Source organism: Thalassococcus sp. S3, assembly GCF_004216475.1.
Lineage (GTDB): Bacteria > Pseudomonadota > Alphaproteobacteria > Rhodobacterales > Rhodobacteraceae.
On record NZ_CP022303.1, the window covers coordinates 1,893,454 to 1,909,961 of the forward strand.

Here is a 16,508-nt window from a genome sequence, read left to right on the forward strand (position 1 = left end):
GACGCTTGGGTGACGTGGCTGTAACGGTTTTGTAACCGAGTTAAGTTTCTTGGGGATAAGCCCGCTGTTACATAAAGCCGAGCTCGAGCCGGGCTTCGTCGGACATCATATCCATACCCCAGGGCGGCTCCCACGTCAGATCGACATCGACCTGTTTGACGCCGGGCAGCGGTTCGATGGCGTCGGCGACCCAGCCGGGCATTTCGCCAGCCACGGGACAGCCGGGCGCGGTGAGGGTCATGATCACCTTGACCTCGTTTTCGGGATTGATGTCGATCGTATAGACCAGCCCCAACTCGTAGATGTTGACCGGAATCTCCGGGTCATAGACCGTGCGGCAAGCATCCACCACCTGCTCATAAAGCGGATGGTCGGTGGAGGAGGGTGCGATCAGCGGTGCACCTTCAAGCGGTTCGGGCGAGTGGGACATCGGGGCCTCATCGGTTTCCTGACCAAAGATATAGGAAATACGAAAAGGGGCGTCCAGCCCTGGCGGCGTGCAGTTGCGGCTTGGCATTGCGGTTGATTTGGCGCAGAAGGCGCGCTGTTGATCTTGTGAAGCACCCCATGACCCAGCGATTTTCCTATGAACTGACCGCCACCGACGGCGCGGCGCGCACCGGTGTGATCAGCACACCGCGTGGCGAGATCCGCACGCCCGCTTTCATGCCGGTGGGCACGGCGGCGACGGTCAAGGCGATGCTGCCGGAAAGCGTGGCGGCAACGGGGGCGGATGTGCTGCTGGGCAACACCTATCATCTGATGCTGCGGCCCACGGCGGAGCGGATCGACCGGCTGGGCGGGCTGCACCGGTTCATGAATTGGGAAAAGCCCATCCTTACGGATAGCGGCGGATTTCAGGTGATGAGCCTTGCGGGGCTGCGCAAGCTCACCGAAGAGGGCGTGACGTTCAAAAGCCATATCGACGGGTCGAAACACGCGCTGACGCCGGAGCGGTCGATGGAAATCCAGCGGCTTCTGGGCTCGGATATTGTAATGTGTTTCGACGAATGCCCGGCCTTGCCCGCAACCGAGGAGCGGGTGGCCGAGAGCATGCGGCTGTCGATGCGCTGGGCGGCACGGTCGCGCGAGGCGTTCGGCGACCGGCCGGGCCATGCGCTTTTTGGCATCCAGCAGGGCGGCGTGACACAAGACTTGCGCGCGGAGAGCGCGGAGGCGCTGCGCAAGATTGGCTTTGACGGCTACGCGGTGGGCGGTCTGGCGGTGGGTGAGGGGCAGGAGGCGATGTTTGGTGTGCTGGATTACGCGCCCGCCATGCTGCCCGAGGAAAAGCCGCGCTATCTGATGGGGGTGGGCAAGCCCGACGATATCGTGGGCGCCGTCGCGCGCGGGATCGACATGATGGATTGCGTGTTGCCATCGCGATCGGGGCGGACGGGGCAGGTCTTTACGAGGCGCGGGGTGCTGAACATCAAGAATGCCCGGCATCAGGACGATCCTAGGCCGCTGGATGAAGATTGTACCTGCCCGGCCTGCCAAAGCTATTCGCGGGCCTACCTGCATCACGTCTTTCGCGCGCAGGAGATGATCTCGGGCATGCTGCTGACCTGGCACAACCTGCACTATTATCAGGAGATCATGTCGGGCATGCGCACAGCGATCTCGGAAGGACGGTTTGATGCCTGGCAGCGGGAGTTTCATGCGGGTCGGGCAGAGGGTGACATCGAACCGCTTTGAGCCGTCGGGACGACGCTCCTGACCCCGAGGGGTCAGATCGCCCCGCCCGCCGTCCCGTTTATGTTGGGCGCAATGAAAATCGTTCCGATTGTGAAGCGGGTCACAGATCTCTCGGACGGGTCCCGATATAACAAGGTCACGTCTCGCGGGGCGGAGGTCAGGAATACCGGAATATCTCCTCGACCAAGGCCCCGCTAAGCTGACGGTATTCACCTGGGAGTTTTTTCGATGCATTTTACATTGTTCGCCGTGTGCTGGGCCTGTGTCAGTCTTCTCGCGGTCATCACCTTCGCCTGACGTCGGGGTGAGGCCGCATTTCCACAGAAAAGTCGTTCCGCATGCCCGTGAGTTGGTCACGCAAACGTGCATCAGCGCCCCGTTTTGCGCTGAAAACATGGTAAACCTAAGGGAAAGTCGCCAAAAAACTAATGAGAGTTGAGCCCATGTGGTTGCGCCCGCCAGCGCGCGCCGTCATGCTGTGCCTTGAAACAGGCGGGCTCGGGCCACAGGTTACCAAGTCCATAACAGGAGACGGCCAAAGCGGTTGCCTAGATGAGGGACCCCGCGTCGTCTTGCCAGTACAAGGAAAGAGCATGCAAGAGCCTCTCAACTCCTCCTATCCGGTATTGCCATTGCGCGACATCGTGGTGTTTCCGCACATGATCGTCCCGCTGTTTGTTGGCCGGGACAAGTCGGTTCGTGCGCTGGAAGAGGTCATGTCGGATGACAAACAGATTCTGTTGTCGAGCCAGATCGACCCCTCCGTCGACGACCCGGCGACCGACGGGATCTACAAGGCGGGGGTCCTCGCCAATGTGCTGCAACTGCTGAAACTGCCCGATGGCACCGTCAAGGTGCTGGTCGAAGGGCAGGCGCGAGTGCGCATCACCGAATTTCTGGAAAATGACAGCTATTTCGAAGCGCGCGCCGAATATCTGACCGAGATGCCGGGCGATGTGGCCACGACCGAGGCGCTGTTGCGCACGGTGGCGGACGAGTTCGAGCGCTATGCCAAGGTGCGCAAGAACATCCCCGAGGAGGCGCTGGCGGCGGTGGGCGAAAGCTCGGAACCCGCCAAACTGGCGGATCTGGTCGCGGGCCATCTGGGCATTGAGGTCGATCAGAAACAGGACTTGCTTGAAACCCTGTCAATCAGCGAACGGCTGGAGAAGGTCTATGGCCTGATGCAGGGAGAGATGTCGGTCCTGCAGGTCGAGAAGAAGATCAAGACCCGCGTAAAGTCGCAGATGGAGCGGACGCAACGCGAGTATTATCTGAACGAACAGATGAAGGCCATTCAGCGTGAGCTGGGCGATGGTGAGGACGGGCAGAACGAGGTCGAAGAGCTCGAAAAGCGCGTGTCCGAGACCAAGCTGAGCAAGGAAGCGCGCGAGAAAGCCGACGGTGAGATCAAGAAGCTCAAGAATATGAGCCCGATGAGTGCCGAGGCTACGGTGGTGCGCAACTATCTCGACTGGATGCTGTCGATCCCGTGGGGCACCAAATCCCGCGTGAAGAAGGACCTGGGCCGGGCCGAGAAGATCCTCGACAACGATCACTATGGCCTTGAGAAGGTCAAGGAGCGCATCGTCGAATATCTCGCCGTGCAGCAACGCTCGAAGAAGATGAAAGGCCCGATCATGTGTCTGGTCGGTCCTCCAGGCGTGGGCAAGACCTCGCTGGGCAAGAGCGTGGCCAAGGCGACGGGGCGGGAGTTCATCCGCATCTCGCTGGGCGGCGTGCGCGACGAGAGCGAGATCCGCGGTCACCGCAGGACCTATATCGGCTCCATGCCGGGCAAGATCATCCAGGCGCTGAAGAAGGCCAAGACAACGAACCCGCTGATCCTGCTCGACGAGATCGACAAGATGGGTCAGGATTTCCGGGGCGATCCCGCTTCGGCCATGCTGGAAGTGCTTGATCCGGAACAGAACGGGACGTTTGTGGACCACTATCTTGAGGTGGAATACGACCTCTCGAACGTGATGTTTCTGACGACCTCGAACAGCTACAACATGCCCGGACCACTGCTCGACCGGATGGAGATCATTCCGCTGGCTGGCTATACCGAGGACGAAAAGCGCGAGATCGCCAAGCAACACCTGATCGAGAAGCAGATCAAGAACCACGGCCTGAAAAAGGGCGAGTTCGAGCTGACCGACGAGGCTTTGAGCGAGATGATCCGGACCTACACCCGCGAGGCGGGGGTGAGGAACCTCGAACGCGAGATCGCCAAGGTGGCGCGGAAATCGGTGACCAAGATCATCAAGAAAGAGGCCGAAAGTGTCGTGGTGACGCCCGAAAACCTCGATGAGTTCCTGGGCGTGAAGAAATTCCGTTATGGTCTGGCCGAGAAAGAAGATCAGGTCGGTGTCGTGACCGGTTTGGCCTATACCTCGGTGGGCGGTGAGCTTCTGAGCATCGAAGCGCTGCGTCTGCCGGGCAAGGGCCGGATGAAGACGACCGGCAAGCTGGGCGATGTGATGAAGGAATCCATCGACGCCGCGTCCAGCTATGTCCGCTCGATCAGTCCCAAGATCGGGGTGAAGCCCCCGCGTTTCGACAAGTGGGACATCCACGTGCACGTACCGGAAGGAGCCACCCCCAAGGACGGTCCGAGCGCGGGTCTGGCCATGGTCACCTCGATCGTGTCGGTGCTGACCCAGATCCCGGTCCGCAAGGACATCGCCATGACGGGCGAGGTGACGCTGCGCGGCAATGCGCTGGCCATCGGCGGGCTGAAAGAGAAGCTGCTGGCGGCCCTGCGTGGCGGCATCAAGACGGTGTTGATCCCGGAAGAGAATGAAAAAGACCTGCCGGAGATCCCGGACAACGTAAAAGAAGGTCTTGAGATCATTCCGGTGGCTCACGTCTCGGAAGTGCTGAAACATGCGCTTGTCGATGTGCCCGAGGCGATCGAGTGGGATGAGGCGGCCGAGGAAGCAGCGGCTGCGGCGGCGATGTCGTCACCCGCTGAAGGGTCTTCCGCAACGGCGCACTGAAATCCGAAACAGAATGAGGGGCGGGCCTGAGGTCCGCCCCGATCTATTTGAAAGGTGGTTGTCTTGACGACTTCAAAGTCCAAACCCACGACAACACGGAAAACGTCCACCACCCGACGCAAGCCCACGAGCGGGACGACCGGAGCAGCGTCAAAGGTAAAAAAGACGCCCAAAGCCAAAACCGAGCCGGTTTCCGCCGTGCCACAACCGGCCCCTCCGCTGAAAAAAGAGATACATCCGACCGTGGTAACCCTCACCGAACCATCGGTGAGCGCGCCGACCTTGCGCAAACGAGAGCTGTTGGACGAAGTCGTCCGCCGGACAGAGGTCAAGAGGAAAGACGCAAAGAAGGTGTTGGAAGAGACGCTTGCTTTGCTGGGAACGGCCGTTGCCGAGGGGCGAGAGATCAACATCCCCGGATTTGGCAAGCTGATGGTGCAACAGGTGGAGACCAAGGCGAATGCGCGCGTGGCGAATTGCAAGATTCGTCAAAGCCGGAACAGTGGGAAAGAGACACTTGCAGAGCCTGAAAAGGACGGGTAAGACCGCCGACACGGGTGATTAGCTCAGTGGTAGAGCGCTTCGTTCACATCGAAGATGTCAGGAGTTCGAATCTCTTATCACCCACCACCTTTTTGCTAAGCCAGGACAAGGCGTGCGGCCACCATGCTTGACCTTCCGCCGCTCCTGATCCTTCGTCATGGTGAGACGGAATGGAATGTCCAAAAGCGCATGCAGGGCGCATTGGACAGCCCTCTGACGCTGCGGGGCCGAGAGCAGGCAAAAGCGCAAAACCGGCTTTTGGCACAGCATGGCATCGAGGATTTTGACTGTTTCACCTCCCCACAGGGACGCGCGCGCAAGACCGCCAAGATCGCGCTTGAGGGACTGGCTGATGAGGTGCGCGAAGACGCCCGGCTGATCGAGATCGGCATGGGGGACTGGACGGGAAAAGACAGAGCTGCCTTGCAAGAGGCCCATCCCGCGCTTTTCGAAGCGGACAATCTGTCGTTTTACGACCAAGCACCGGGTGGGGAAGGCATCATCGCACTCGCGCGCCGAACGCGTGGCTTTCTAGCTAATCTGACCGGACCGGCTGTCATCGTCACGCATGGCATAACTTCACGAATGCTGCGGTGTCACGCTTTGGGGCTGGAGCCGGATGCCTATGATACGCTTCCGGGAGGGCAGGGCGTGGTCTACCGGGTGGATCGCGGCCAGATGACCTGTCTCGAGCAAAAGAGCTGACCCCGGTCGCGACGACACTTGGTGCGGTTTTTTGGTGTGGCTGAGCCCCACTGCGCATTTTTGCATATAATCCGATCTTCGATGAGGGATGTGTTTTCCGCAGCAGGCCCTATCTTGGCCCTATCACACTGCAAGGAGATCCGAGATGAGCTGGAACCCGGCATTGGACCCGGATTGCCCGAAGGGCGATGCGGTAGATGCGATCGAAACGGTCATCATTCCCCGCGCCCGCGATTTGGGCGGGTTCGAGGTCAGACGGGCCTTGCCAGCGTCGAAACGGCAGATGGTGGGACCGTTTATCTTCTTCGATCAGATGGGCCCGGCAGAGTTTCTGCCGACGAAAGGCCTCGACGTGCGCCCGCATCCGCATATCGGGCTGGCCACGATCAGCTATCTTTATCGCGGACGCATGCATCACCGCGACTCTCTGGGTACGGACAGCTGGATCGAGCCGGGCGCGGTGAACTGGATGGTCGCGGGGCACGGAATTACCCATTCAGAGCGGACGGACGACGAGACGCAGACCGATCCGATGCCTTTTTTCGGCATTCAGACCTGGGTGGCCTTGCCCAAGGAGGCCGAAGACAACGCGGCGTCGTTTGAGCATCAGCCAAAGGAGGCGCTGCCGTTTCTGGAGGGTGAAGGCAAGCAGGTGCGGCTGATCCTTGGTCAGGCCTACGGAGAACGCGCGCCGGTGAAGGTCGCATCGGAGATGTTTTACGCGGATGCCGTGCTGGAGGCGGGAGCGGCCATTCCCTTGCCCGACGACCATGAGGACCGGGGTGTCTATGTCGTCGAAGGGGCCGTGGATGTGGCCGGAGAGACGTTTGAAGCGGGCCAGATGATGGTGTTCCGACCGGGTGACAAGATCAGCCTCAAAGCGGGGGCACAGGGGGCACGGCTGATGCTGCTGGGCGGTGCGACGCTGGAAGGGTCGCGCTATATCTGGTGGAATTTCGTGGCCTCCTCCCAAGAGCGGATTGATGCGGCCAAGGAAGCCTGGCGCGCGGGGGATTGGGCACATGGCCGGTTCAGCCTGCCGCCTGGAGATGACCACGAATTCATTCCGCTGCCCGATCGGTGAGAAAATGCAGATATACCTATCTAAAACCGGTTAAGGCCGCTTGACGGGCGGGGGACGGGGCCATATGACAGCCAAACGTTCGCGACGCGAACGGGCAGTGAGCGGTTGTAGCTCAGTTGGTTAGAGTACCGGCCTGTCACGCCGGGGGTCGCGGGTTCGAGCCCCGTCAACCGCGCCACCACTGCCCTGGATCGTCGAGACGCCCTGCGCGGTTGTAGCTCAGTTGGTTAGAGTACCGGCCTGTCACGCCGGGGGTCGCGGGTTCGAGCCCCGTCAACCGCGCCACTTTTCGAGAAAAACCGGTTTGCTCTTCCGCCCTTGCGGGCGTCATCGCATGTAGCCGAGGCGATGTTCGAGCGTGAGGTCGAGTGTGTTTCGAAGAAAGGCGAGGTCTTCGGGGGCGAGAGCCCCCGGTGTCGCGGGCCGGGCCGGTATAGCGGCGCGGAACTTCGAGCCCAGACGTTTAACCACCGGTCGGAAGGGATGATGCTGGGCGCCGCCCACCGCATCCGTGACGGCGGCGACGAAGTCTTCGGGATCGTGCTGCACACGCTCCATCCGCGCAACGATGCAGGGGACGCCCCGGTTCAGATATCCAAGCATCGCCGTAATCTTGGCGGTTCTCAAGGCGAACAGGTTTTCAAAAACCTCACCTGTGAGGGGGTTTCTGTCATGCGCGAGAGGCTGGCCGACCAGACCGGCTGCTTCGGCGCCGGAGAAATAACGTCCCCGGTCGACGATCGTGTTCCAAGGGCTGCGGATGAAGTCGGAGAAGGGCAGGGCCTGCATCTCAGGCGTGGTATGCCAGGGTTTTGCATGCATGGACAGTGCCCAGGCTTCAGGCGCGCGCACGACGCAGATCACTGCAAGATCGGCGGGTATGGCGAGCATATGCGGAAATCCATGCTTCCAGCCGAGCGCTTCGGTGGGCTGTAACTCCGTATTCCGACCCAGCAGTCGTTTGACGAAATTGGTGCCCGATGATCGTTCCCCCAGCACCTGAAAGCGCCGAATGGGCGTGGCATGTGGGCGGTGGATGTGCAGGCCGGTCTGGGCGAATTCGGGAGGCAGGCGTATCAATGTCGTTCTCTCATGACTTTGAGATATTCATAGAGACTTGTTTTCGCTAAACATATCGCAAAAGGAAAAAGGGGCAGGGCCGATGGCTGAAATCGCGGCGTTGACCATGGTGCGCGACGACCTGTTCTTCCTGCGCAGCTGGCTTGGCCATTACGGGCGGCTGCTGGGCCGCGAGAATTGCTATATCGTGAACCACGGGCGAGGTGAGGCGGTCGCGGCATTGGCCGAGGGCTGCAATATCATCGGTATTCCCGGAACACATCACAAGAATTTCGATATGAAGCGGTGGCGGCTGCTGAACAATGTCGTCATGGGGCTGAGGTCTTACTATGACCACGTTATTGTCGGCGATGTTGATGAGCTGGTGGTACTGGACCCCGACGCAGAGGGGGATCTGAAGAGTTATCTGAACGCGATGCCGATCCGACGGGTCCTGACCCCGTTGGGGCTGGAAGTGATCCACCGCATAGACCTGGAGCACGAGCCTATCACCGATGCGATCCTGGGCCCACGTATGCATGTCCGGCCGGCACCGCATTATTCAAAGCCCTGCATCGTGTCCGTCGGGACAAAGATCGCGCGCGGGGGACATTTCACGCAATATGAGAAACTGCACACGCCGGATCATCTTTATCTGCTTCATCTGAAGTTCTGCGATTTTGAGATCTATTCCGAGGCGATGAACCGGCGCAATGCGGTGACCAAAGCGATCGGGGCGGGCGTCAAGGAAGCCTCCATCGGGCGTCACTGGTTTGCCGAGGCGCGCGGAGAGGACAGGGCGGTCTTTGAGACCTTTGCGGATCTTGAGATGCAGGACGATTTTGTGATGGGTCCTTTGAGGCGCAAGATGCACCGGACATGGAAACCGCGCGGAGAGACCGGTTTCTGGCAGTTCGATCGACCGGATTATGCCATCCAATACCGGCTTCCAGACCGGTTTCGCGGGCTGATCTAGAGGCTTTGAAGAAACGCTTTCAAGGTCTCGAGCGTCTCTTCCGCTGCCGTTTCCGGGAAGAAATGCCCGCCGGGCAGAGCTTTGGCTTTCATATTCGACAGGCGATCTGCCCATGTTGCGGGCACGTCGTAGGCGCGTGCCATGGCACCATCGCTGCCAAACAAGACGAGCGCGGGGCAGGCGACCTTGCGCCCCAGATCCGCGGCGTCCAAAGCGAAATCCACCTCGATCGCAGCACGGTAATCGTTGCACATCGCGGTGATCGTTTCCGGCTGTCGCCAGCATTCGCGGTAGGATGCAAGCGCTTCGGCCTCGAAGTCTTCGATCCGGGCGCTGCCCCAACCGGTCAAGCTGCTCTCAAAGTAAAAATCCGGGTCATGGCCGATGAAGGTTTCGGGAAACGGGGCCGGCTGAGCAAGGAAAAACCAATGATAATAGGCTTTTGCAACCTGCTGGCTTAGGTCGTTGAGCAGCAGATGGGTCGGCGCGATATCCATCAATGTCAGGCTTGAAACGGCATCTGCGTGATCAAGCGCCATCCGATGCGACGTTCTTGCGCCACGATCATGACCGACAAGATGGAATTGCGCATGTCCTAGGGACCTCATCAGCGCGATCTGATCGTTTGCCATCTCCCGGAACGAATAGGATGCGACGTCGCCCGGCTTTGAAGACTGCCCATAGCCCCGAAGATCCGCGGCGATCACGGTAAAGGTTTGCGCAAGACCGGGCGCGATGCGGCGCCACATGCCCCGGTTCTGCGGAAATCCGTGAAGCAGAAGGACCGGCGGTCCGCTCCCCGCGACCGAATAGGCAATGGATTGACCGTTCACCTCGGCCACGGCGTCGGTGAACCCCGGCAGAACAGACATCAGCTCAGCGCGTCCAGAACGCGTGCCCAGCTGCGAATACCTTTGTGAAAGCTCTCCACATCATACTTTTCGTTGGGAGAGTGGATCTGATCGTCGTCCTTGCCGAAGCCGATCAGCAGCGGCGTCGTCCCCAGCAGTTCCTGAAAGTGCCCGGCAATGGGGATCGATCCGCCACAGCCGATATAGGCCGCGGGATCGGGCCATTCATCCGACAGCGCCTTGCGTGCGGCCTCGAACGCGGGGCCGGAAGTATCAAACGCACCGGCCCGGGATGCACCTTGCCCGGTAAAGCTGACCTCGCAATCCGGGGGCAGCATGTCGGTGACCATCTTACGAAAGCTGTCGCGGATCGCATGCGGATCCTGCTGACCGACGAGGCGAAAGCTGATCTTGGCACTGGCTTTCGATGGCAGCACCGTTTTGAACCCGTCTCCGGTATACCCCCCGTTGATCCCGTTGACTTCGCAGGTTGGGCGCGACCAGAGCATCTCAAGAGCCGTGCGACCGGCTTCGCCCGCCGGGTCGGACAGGCCGACATCCCCCAGAAACGCCGAGTGATCGAAGTTCAGACCGTCCCATTGCGCGCGCAGGTCCGATGACAGCTCAGGCACGCCGTCATAAAACCCGGGCACCGTGATGCGTCCCTGTTCATCATGAAGTTGAGCGATGATGCGCGACAGCACCCTGATCGGGTTCATCGCCGCGCCGCCATACATGCCAGAATGCAGATCTTTGCTGGGGCCGGTAATCGTGATCTCTTCCCCCAGCAATCCCCGCAGCATCGTGGTGATGGCGGGGACCCGGCTGTCAAAGAGACCGGTGTCGCAGATCAGCGCCAGGTCAGACCTCAGCTCATCTGCGTTTTCGCGCATGAACGGCACAAGGGAGGGTGACCCCGATTCCTCTTCGCCTTCGAAAAAGAAGGTTATCTTGCAAGGCAGTGTCCCGTGTTCGGCTTTCCAAGCCCTGCAGGCCTCGACAAAGGTCATCAACTGACCCTTGTCATCCGATGCGCCGCGCGCCCGGATCACCTTGCCTTTCGGGGTCTCCTGCACCTCTGGATCGAACGGATCACGATCCCAAAGTTCAAGAGGATCAACGGGTTGCACGTCGTAATGCCCGTAGAACAACAGGTGCGGGCCAGTCCCATCGACATGGCCGATCACCATCGGATGACCGGGCGTTGCGCGCTTGGATGCCTCAACGCCAATGGACGCGAGATCCGCGACCAGCCAGTCAGCCGCTGTCTCGCACGCATCCTTGTAGGCGGGATCGGTCGAGATCGAGGGGATGCGCAGCAATTCCTTGAGCCGGTCCATCGCGGCTTCCAGATCGGCGTCGATACGGCTTAGGACAGGGTCAAGGGACATGGGAGGGCTCCGGCTTTATGTTTGCGCCGACCGTATCAGCCGGGTCCGTCGTGTCCAGACCGCTCAGCCAAGTGCCAGCTGTGCGGCGCGCCGGCCCAGCTCGTCCGCGCACTTGGCACCCTTGCCGCATCCTCCGGTCAGCGCGATGATCCTGGGGCTTTGCGCTGCGATCAAGGGCAGGCCCGTCTCGGTATAGGATGTCACGCACGCCTCCAGATGGGTAGAGCGATATCTCAGATCTGGCATGATCGCCAAAAGCATGTCGGTCAGACACGCACCGACCTTTGGATCACCCCCGCCTCGAAACCACGCTTTGACGTCCTCCTGGGTTTCGAGCGTCACATCTTCCGGATCACCACCGATCTTTATATAGGTCTTCCCGTCAGGATAGCGCACGGGTGGGAGCACATAGGGATCACTGCCTCCCCCAGGTGGGACATAGACCACCGATGGCATGGTCTTCAGCCGATATGCCTCCTCCGCGTCGATTTCGAAAAGCACCACGGTGCGCGCCAGGACGTCGAGCGTGACGGGATGCGGCAACAATCCGGCCGTGCCGGAAAACGCACCACAGGCCACGATAACGCGATCTGACCGGAGCGTGGTGCCGTCCTGACAGTGAATGATCACGCCATCGGCAGTTTCGTCGATGCGTGCCGCAACATGACCAACACATCTGGCCCCATCTGCCTGGGCGACTGCAATCTGGGCCTGAACATGGGCGCGGGGATCAATATACCCGGCTCCGCGTGGCTCGTAAAACGCGGCTATCTCATCCGGAAACCGGAAGAACGGGAATTTCTGCCGCAAAGCGCGGCCGTCCATCTCGACGAAGTCAATGCCGTCAGCAGTGGCGACCTCGCGGGTCTTTTGAAGAAAGGCCGCGCCATGGCCTTCTAGCGGCCCAGCCATCAACGCGCCGGTTTCGTGGAAAAAGGAAATGCCGCTCTGCCGTTCGAGTTCGGTGTAGCGATCAATGGATGCACGGCTGACGTCGGACCAGAACGCGCTTGGATCAAGGCGCCGGGTGATCCGCGCGGCATCGTAATGGCTGGCGAAAACACCTTGATGAGATCTTTTGTCCCGCGGTTCTTCCGGTCCGACAAGACAGGTGCGCACGCCCGAGGCCGCAAGATGGCGCGCAGCGGCGGCGCCCATCAGGCCCGCGCCCACCACGATGACATCGGCATCCTTCACCATCCGGCCTGCCTCCAGCTTGCAATCGGCCAAGTGCTATACCCCGCGCCTCTGTCGTTCAATCGGCACCTTGTGTTTCCGATTGCGACGTTTGTTCCGGATAACGTGCTGTTCAGGTGTATATATTTGATCCACGTCAAGGCTGCGACATGACGCCCGCTGATATTCGGTTGAACCAGGGGGTGGCACTCTATATCCATTCTAAAACGCGAATATGGCCTGGGTCCTGAGACACTTGGCCTGCTACGGAAGGACCGAAAAGGTGAACTACGTCGCTCAGCTTGATACCGCATTGTCCCGTCTTCATGAGGAAGGCCGATACCGGACATTCATTGATATCGAGCGGCGTCAGGGGCAGTTCCCGCATGCGGTTTGGACCGCGCCGGATGGGACGGAGAAGCCGATCACCGTTTGGTGCGGCAACGACTATCTGGGCATGGGTCAAAACCCGGTCGTCCTGTCTGCCATGCACGAAGCGCTCGACGCCACCGGTGCGGGTTCTGGCGGGACGCGCAACATCTCCGGCACGACGGTCTATCACAAGCGCCTGGAGGCTGAGCTTGCCGATCTGCACGGCAAAGAAGCAGCACTTCTTTTCACCTCTGCCTATATCGCAAACGATGCCACGCTGAGCACATTGCCAAAGCTGTTCCCGGGTCTGATCATCTATTCGGACGCGCTCAACCACGCCTCGATGATCGAAGGGGTGCGGCGCAATGGCGGAGCGAAGCGGATTTTCCGCCATAACGACGTGGAGCATCTGCGCGAGTTGATGGCAGCCGACGATCCGAAGGCGCCGAAAGTCATCGCGTTTGAATCGATCTATTCGATGGACGGCGATTTCGGCCCGATCGAGGCGATCTGCGACCTGGCGGATGAATTCGGCGCGCTGACCTACATTGATGAGGTCCACGCGGTTGGCATGTACGGCCCGCGCGGTGCCGGTGTGGCCGAGCGGGACAGGCTGATGCATCGTCTCGACATCATCAACGGGACGCTGGCCAAGGCTTATGGGGTCATGGGGGGCTATATCGCTGCAAGCCACAAGATGTGCGATGCGATCAGATCCTACGCGCCAGGCTTCATCTTCACCACCTCGCTCCCCCCTGCGGTGGCTGCCGGGGCGGCAGCGTCGGTTGCGCATCTCAAGAAGGCGCAAGACCTGCGGGACGAGCACCAGACCCAGGCACGGATCCTGAAGATGAGGCTCAAAGGGTTGGGGCTGCCGATCATCGATCACGGCAGTCACATCGTCCCCGTCATGGTGGGCGATCCGGTTCACACCAAGATGTTGAGCGATATGTTGCTCAACGATTTCGGCATCTATGTTCAGCCGATCAACTTCCCGACAGTGCCGCGCGGGACCGAGCGTTTGCGCTTCACACCGTCGCCCGTGCACGGACCTGACGAGATAGATGCACTGGTGCGCGCAATGGATGCGTTATGGAGCCATTGTGCGCTGAACCGCGCCGAATTAACTGCCTGACTTTGCGGTATATGTGCATCTCGCTTGTGGTGTGATAACGTCTCGTCAACAACACAGACATCCGAATCGTTGGGGTGGTTCGGCGCATGGGACGTGAAATGGGGCAGCGGGCATGATTGGGCGCAGATCGTCGCGCAAGGTAGATGAAGAGGTCGTGAAGCCGCGAAGCTTCGACGATTTCGATCTGCGTTTGGGTGATATGATGCGTGGTGAGCGCGCGACGCTCGGCAAATCCTTGCTCGATGTTCAGCGGGAATTGCGCATCAAAGCGGCTTATATCGCCGCGATTGAAAACTCCGATCCATCGGCTTTTGACACGCCAGGGTTCATTGCCGGCTATGTCCGTTCCTATGCGCGGTATCTGGGCATGGATCCCGATCAGGCGTTCGAGGCGTTCTGCACGGAAAGCGGGTTCTCGGTGGCCCATGGCATGTCGGCGGAAGCCTCCGTCGTCAAAAAGAACAATGCCGAACCGAAATCCGCGCGTACCGGCCTTGATGCGGATCCGTTCGCACGGCCCGGAACACCGTTCGCACCGACCCAGGACGCGATGTGGAGCCAGATTGAACCGCGCGCGATCGGGTCGTCCCTTGTCCTCTTGATGCTGATTTGCGGGCTTGGCTACGGCGCGTGGTCGGTTCTGCGTGAGGTCCAGCAGGTTCAGGTGACCCCTGTCGACCAGACACCGGTGGTCCTTTCCGACCTGGATCCGCTTGCGGGTGCCTCCCGTGTCGCCGAAGGGGCGGCAGAGCAGGGCTTTGCAACGCCGTCCGCCGAAGCGCTTGACCGGCTCTACCGACCACAGGCGCTTGACGTGCCGGTGCTGGTGGCCCGCGACGCCCCGATATCGACGCTGGACCCCCGGACAGTGGGGACTTTCCGGCCCCCGGAACTTCCTGATGTTCAGCCGACTTTGGCTGCGCGTCCCGATGATCCGGTTCCGCAGGTTGTCGAAGAGGCCGCGCCGGGTCTGCGCATGGTGGCCGTGCGTCCCGCATGGGTTCGGGTCCGCGCTGCGGACGGGACTATCATCTTCGAGGCCACCATGAATGGCGGCCAGACTTATGACATCCCGGCGACAGAAGAACCTCCGACCCTGCGCGTGGGCGAATCTGGTTCGATCTATTTCCAGGTGAACGGGCAGCATTATGGCCCCGTGGGTCCTCGCGGAACGGTGACGTCGAACGTGGCCCTGTCCGGCGCGCAGATTACCGAGCGCTTTGAGGTCGCCGACATCACCCAGGATGGCGACCTGTCGCGGCTGGTGGCAGAAGCCCAGGCCGACACGCCGCAAGATTGATGTCGGTCGCTCCGGTTGCGGGGCGAGGCGGGTCAGCTTATCTTACTTCTAAAATATCTCTACCGAACGGATCGCCCGCGATGTCCCTGAACCATGTCCGCCCCTGGCGTAATATCTACCGTCGCAAATCACGCCAGATCAGGGTCGGCTCCGTGCTTGTTGGCGGCGACGCTCCGATCTCGGTGCAAACGATGACGAACACGCTGACCACCGATGTCGCGGCGACCGTCGCGCAGGTGCAGGCGGCGGCAGAAGCCGGGGCCGATATCGTAAGGGTGTCCGTGCCCGATGAAGCGTCCTCGAAGGCCATGAAGGAGATTGTGCGCGAAAGCCCCGTTCCCCTCGTGGCCGACATCCATTTTCACTACAAACGCGGGATTGAAGCCGCCGAAGCCGGCGCGTCCTGCCTGCGTATCAATCCTGGCAATATCGGGGATGAAAGCCGCGTCAGGGAAGTCATCAAGGCGGCCCGGGATCACGGATGTTCCATCCGGATCGGAGTGAATGCAGGCTCTCTGGAAAAGCACCTGCTTGAGAAATACGGGGAGCCTTGTCCCGAGGCGATGGTGGAAAGCGGACTGGAGCATATCCGGATCCTGCAGGACAATGATTTCCACGAATTCAAGATCAGCGTGAAGGCGTCCGACGTTTTTCTGGCAGCCGCGGCCTATCAAGGCATCGCCGAGGCGACGGATGCGCCGATCCACCTTGGCATCACCGAAGCAGGTGGTCTGACCAGCGGTACGATCAAAAGTGCGATCGGGCTTGGCAACCTTCTTTGGATGGGCATCGGAGACACGATCCGGGTCAGCCTGTCAGCCGATCCGGTGGAAGAGGTGAAGGTGGGCTATGAGATCCTCAAATCGCTTGGCCTGCGACACCGCGGTGTCAACATCATCTCTTGTCCCTCCTGCGCGCGGCAGGGTTTTGACGTCATCAAGACGGTCGAAAAGCTGGAACAGCGTCTGGAGCATATCAAGACCCCGATGAGCCTGTCGATCATCGGCTGTGTGGTGAACGGTCCCGGCGAGGCGCTGATGACGGATGTCGGATTTACCGGCGGCGGGGCAGGGTCGGGCATGGTCTATCTGGCGGGCAAGCAAAGCCATAAGATGTCCAACGACCAGATGGTCGACCACATCGTCGAACAGGTTGAAAAGAAAGCCGCCGAACTCGACGCCGCTCAGGAAGCGGCTGAGTAGTCTTCCGAAAGGTG

The 16,508-nt window shown here is 60.4% G+C and carries 14 protein-coding genes and 3 tRNA genes; 12 read left to right on the plus strand and 5 right to left on the minus strand.

What is annotated here, in order from left to right:
- Positions 1-67: 67 nt before the first annotated feature.
- Positions 68-430 (minus strand): SUF system Fe-S cluster assembly protein, encoded by a 363-nt coding sequence (locus CFI11_RS09380; protein WP_130405278.1) that lies wholly within the window; start codon positions 428-430, stop codon positions 68-70.
- Between the two features lie 137 nt (positions 431-567).
- On the opposite strand from CFI11_RS09380, the gene tgt reads away from it, so the two are divergent.
- From tgt to CFI11_RS09420, 8 genes are all read left to right on the plus strand, one after another.
- Positions 568-1,698 (plus strand): tRNA guanosine(34) transglycosylase Tgt, encoded by a 1,131-nt coding sequence (tgt, locus tag CFI11_RS09385; protein ID WP_130405280.1) that lies wholly within the window; start codon positions 568-570, stop codon positions 1,696-1,698.
- Positions 1,699-2,291: 593 nt separating this feature from the next.
- Positions 2,292-4,700 carry an endopeptidase La gene (gene lon, locus CFI11_RS09390; protein WP_130405282.1) on the plus strand — a complete coding sequence of 803 codons (2,409 nt, stop codon included), beginning with the start codon at positions 2,292-2,294 and terminating at the stop codon, positions 4,698-4,700.
- 63 nt (positions 4,701-4,763) lie between these two features.
- Positions 4,764-5,243: an HU family DNA-binding protein gene (locus CFI11_RS09395; protein WP_165390230.1), complete on the plus strand. Its 480-nt coding sequence runs from the start codon at positions 4,764-4,766 to the stop codon at positions 5,241-5,243.
- Between the two features lie 12 nt (positions 5,244-5,255).
- Positions 5,256-5,330 (plus strand) — tRNA-Val (locus CFI11_RS09400).
- Between the two features lie 36 nt (positions 5,331-5,366).
- On the plus strand, positions 5,367-5,948 hold the full coding sequence (locus tag CFI11_RS09405) for a histidine phosphatase family protein (protein ID WP_130405286.1): 582 nt from the start codon (positions 5,367-5,369) through the stop codon (positions 5,946-5,948).
- 145 nt (positions 5,949-6,093) lie between these two features.
- Positions 6,094-7,032, plus strand: a complete 939-nt coding sequence (locus CFI11_RS09410; RefSeq protein ID WP_130405288.1) for a pirin family protein — start codon at positions 6,094-6,096, stop codon at positions 7,030-7,032.
- Positions 7,033-7,133: 101 nt separating this feature from the next.
- Positions 7,134-7,210 (plus strand) — tRNA-Asp (locus CFI11_RS09415).
- A gap of 30 nt (positions 7,211-7,240) precedes the next feature.
- Positions 7,241-7,317: transfer RNA gene (locus tag CFI11_RS09420), tRNA-Asp, on the plus strand.
- A 42-nt stretch (positions 7,318-7,359) separates the two neighbouring features.
- On the opposite strand, the gene CFI11_RS09425 is transcribed toward CFI11_RS09420, so the two are convergent.
- Positions 7,360-8,112: a hypothetical protein gene (locus CFI11_RS09425; protein WP_254449054.1), complete on the minus strand. Its 753-nt coding sequence runs from the start codon at positions 8,110-8,112 to the stop codon at positions 7,360-7,362.
- Positions 8,113-8,194: 82 nt separating this feature from the next.
- Here CFI11_RS09425 and CFI11_RS09430 point away from each other — a divergent pair, with 82 nt between their 5' ends.
- Positions 8,195-9,067 (plus strand): glycosyltransferase family 2 protein, encoded by an 873-nt coding sequence (locus CFI11_RS09430; RefSeq protein ID WP_130405290.1) that lies wholly within the window; start codon positions 8,195-8,197, stop codon positions 9,065-9,067.
- On the opposite strand, the gene CFI11_RS09435 is transcribed toward CFI11_RS09430, so the two are convergent.
- The 3 genes from CFI11_RS09435 to CFI11_RS09445 all read right to left on the minus strand — a co-directional run bounded on the left by CFI11_RS09435 (position 9,064) and on the right by CFI11_RS09445 (position 12,539).
- On the minus strand, positions 9,064-9,939 hold the full coding sequence (locus CFI11_RS09435; RefSeq protein WP_130405292.1) for an alpha/beta fold hydrolase: 876 nt from the start codon (positions 9,937-9,939) through the stop codon (positions 9,064-9,066). The two genes, CFI11_RS09430 and CFI11_RS09435, sit on opposite strands and share 4 nt — an antisense overlap.
- On the minus strand, positions 9,939-11,309 hold the full coding sequence (locus CFI11_RS09440) for a M20/M25/M40 family metallo-hydrolase (protein WP_130405294.1): 1,371 nt from the start codon (positions 11,307-11,309) through the stop codon (positions 9,939-9,941). The genes CFI11_RS09435 and CFI11_RS09440 overlap by 1 nt, the downstream gene beginning before the upstream one ends.
- 63 nt (positions 11,310-11,372) lie before the next feature.
- Positions 11,373-12,539 carry an FAD-binding oxidoreductase gene (locus tag CFI11_RS09445; RefSeq protein WP_254449055.1) on the minus strand — a complete coding sequence of 389 codons (1,167 nt, stop codon included), beginning with the start codon at positions 12,537-12,539 and terminating at the stop codon, positions 11,373-11,375.
- Positions 12,540-12,768: 229 nt separating this feature from the next.
- Between CFI11_RS09445 and hemA the strand changes: the two genes are divergently transcribed.
- The 3 genes from hemA to ispG all read left to right on the plus strand — a co-directional run bounded on the left by hemA (position 12,769) and on the right by ispG (position 16,494).
- A complete protein-coding gene (gene hemA, locus CFI11_RS09450; protein ID WP_130405296.1) occupies positions 12,769-13,992 on the plus strand; it encodes a 5-aminolevulinate synthase in 1,224 nt (407 codons plus the stop codon).
- Between the two features lie 112 nt (positions 13,993-14,104).
- Positions 14,105-15,292, plus strand: coding sequence for a helix-turn-helix domain-containing protein (locus tag CFI11_RS09455; protein ID WP_130405298.1), 1,188 nt, complete (start codon positions 14,105-14,107; stop codon positions 15,290-15,292).
- A gap of 80 nt (positions 15,293-15,372) precedes the next feature.
- Positions 15,373-16,494: a flavodoxin-dependent (E)-4-hydroxy-3-methylbut-2-enyl-diphosphate synthase gene (ispG, locus tag CFI11_RS09460; protein WP_130405300.1), complete on the plus strand. Its 1,122-nt coding sequence runs from the start codon at positions 15,373-15,375 to the stop codon at positions 16,492-16,494.
- Positions 16,495-16,508: the final 14 nt, after the last annotated feature.